This is a genomic window from Janthinobacterium sp. AD80 (assembly GCF_002878455.1).
Taxonomy (GTDB): Bacteria; Pseudomonadota; Gammaproteobacteria; order Burkholderiales; family Burkholderiaceae_D; genus Janthinobacterium.
On the sequence record NZ_NRDQ01000297.1, the window covers coordinates 1 to 2,096 of the forward strand.

Annotated in this window: 2 protein-coding genes; both read left to right on the top strand. The window is 68.8% G+C overall.

The window, feature by feature from the left end; all coding sequences use genetic code 11:
- The coding region (locus tag JaAD80_RS28880; RefSeq protein WP_103055253.1) for a FemAB family XrtA/PEP-CTERM system-associated protein at positions 1-759 on the top strand (759 nt) is incomplete at its 5' end.
- A gap of 17 nt (positions 760-776) precedes the next feature.
- The gene (locus JaAD80_RS28885) at positions 777-2,063 is read left to right on the top strand and encodes a TIGR03087 family PEP-CTERM/XrtA system glycosyltransferase (RefSeq protein ID WP_102299621.1); all 1,287 of its coding nucleotides are present in this window, start codon (positions 777-779) and stop codon (positions 2,061-2,063) included.
- Positions 2,064-2,096: the final 33 nt, after the last annotated feature.

Genomic DNA, 2,096 nt, shown 5'->3' on the forward strand with positions numbered 1-2,096 from the left:
GCCCAGGCGCTGGCCCGGCGCCTGGGCGTGGGCCACCTGGAATACCGCTGGCGCACGCCGCAGCCGCTGTGCCTGTCCGACAGCGGCCAGGCGGCGGACGGCTGGCTGCAGCGTCCGCTGTATGCGACCTTTCGCCGCCCGCTGCACGCCGATGCCGAGCAGAATCTGCTGGCGATCCCCCGCAAGCAGCGCGCCGTCGTGCGCAAGGGCATCGCCAACGGCTTGCACAGCGCCGTCGATTACGACTTGCAGCGCTTCTACCCGCTGTATGCGGGCAGCGTGCACCGGCTGGGCACGCCCGTCTTCGCGCGCCGCCATTTCGCGCTGCTGCGCTCGGTGTTTGACGGCGACTGCGACATTCTCAGCATCTATCACGGCCAGCAGGCGCAAGCCAGCGTCTTCACGTTCTATTTCCGCGATGAAGTACTGCCGTACTACGGCGGCGGCAGCGTGCTGGCGCGCAGCACGGGCGCCAACGATTTCATGTACTGGGAAGTGATGCGCCGCGCCTGCGCGCGCGGCTACCGCCTGTTCGATTTCGGCCGCAGCAAGCTGGGCACGGGCGCCTGGGACTTCAAGAAGAACTGGGGTTTCACGCCCCAGCCATTGCCGTATGCATACAAGCTGGTGCGCGCCAAGGCCTTGCCGGAGATCAATCCGCTGAATCCGAAGTACGGCTTGTCCATCCGCGCCTGGCGCCGCCTGCCGCTGCCGCTGGCCAACCTGCTGGGGCCGCACATCGTGCGGCAATTGGGCTAAGGGTAACGGGACACCCCATGCGCGAACTCCTCTTCCTCACGCACCGCCTGCCGTATCCGCCCGACAAGGGCGACAAGATACGCTCCTGGCACATGCTGCAATACCTGAGCCGGCATTTCCGCGTGCACCTGGGCTGCTTCATCGACGATGACGACGACTGGCAGCACACCAGGGCCGTGGCCGCCCTGTGCGCCAGCACGCGCTTCGTCGACCTGCGGCGCGGCGCGGCCCGCTGGCGCGCCGTGCAGGCGCTGCTGTCGCGGCAATCGATGAGCGTGCAATATTACCGCGATGCGCGCCTGCTGCAATGGGTCGCCAGCGTGCTGTCGGGCGGCAAGGTGCGCCATGCGCTCGCGTATTCCGGGTCCATGGCGCAGTATCTCGATGGCAGCACGGGCCGCCACCTGCACCGCGTAATCGATTTCGTCGATGTCGATTCCGACAAATGGCGCCAGTACGGCGACAGCAAGCCCTGGCCCCTGTCGCAGCTGTACCGGCGCGAAGCGCAGCTGCTGCTGCAGTACGAGCGCCATATCGCCCAGCAGTTCACGGCGTCCGCCTTTGTCTCGTCCGCCGAAGCGGCCCTGTTCCGCCAGTGCGCCCCCATGGCGCGCCGCAAGACGGGCCATTTCAATAATGGCGTCGACGCGGCATATTTTTCTCCCGCGATGGCGCACGCGCCGTCCGGCCCGTATGCGCCGGGCGCGCAGGTGCTGGTATTTACGGGCGCCATGGATTACTGGCCGAACGCCGATGCCGTGCAATGGTTCGTCGCCAGCGTCTGGCCCGCCCTGCGGCGCCAGTTTCCCCAGCTGCAGTTCTACATCGTCGGCAGCAAGCCGACGCCCGGCGTGAAGGCGCTGGGACGCGTGGCCGGCGTGACGGTGACGGGCAAGGTGCCCGATATCCGCCCCTACCTGGCGGGCGCGGCGCTGGCCGTGGCGCCGCTGCGCATCGCGCGCGGCGTGCAGAACAAGGTGCTTGAAGCGATGGCGATGGGCAAGATCGTCCTGGCCACGCCGCAGGCGCTGGAAGGCATCGCCGCCCAGCCCGGACTGGAACTGCTGCTGGCGCGCGACGACGTGGAATTCATCCACCACGCGGCCCGCGTGCTGCGCCACGGCCAGGGCGACGGTACGGCCATGGGCCTGGCCGCGCGCCAGTTGGTGCTGCAAGACTATGACTGGGAGCGCAACCTGCGCGCGCTGGGCGCCATGCTGGGCGTGCCGGCGGATGCGGGCGCGCAGGCCGGCACGGCTGCCGCCGCCGTCATGCCGCCGCCCGCGCGGGAACCATCCACATGAGTGTGCAACTCGACAGCATCGCGCGCGCGCCGC

Coding starts and splice junctions, on each gene's coding strand:
- JaAD80_RS28885 (WP_102299621.1), top strand. CDS start 777: ATGCGCGAACTCCTCTTCCTCACGCACCGCCTGCCGTATCCGCCCGAC.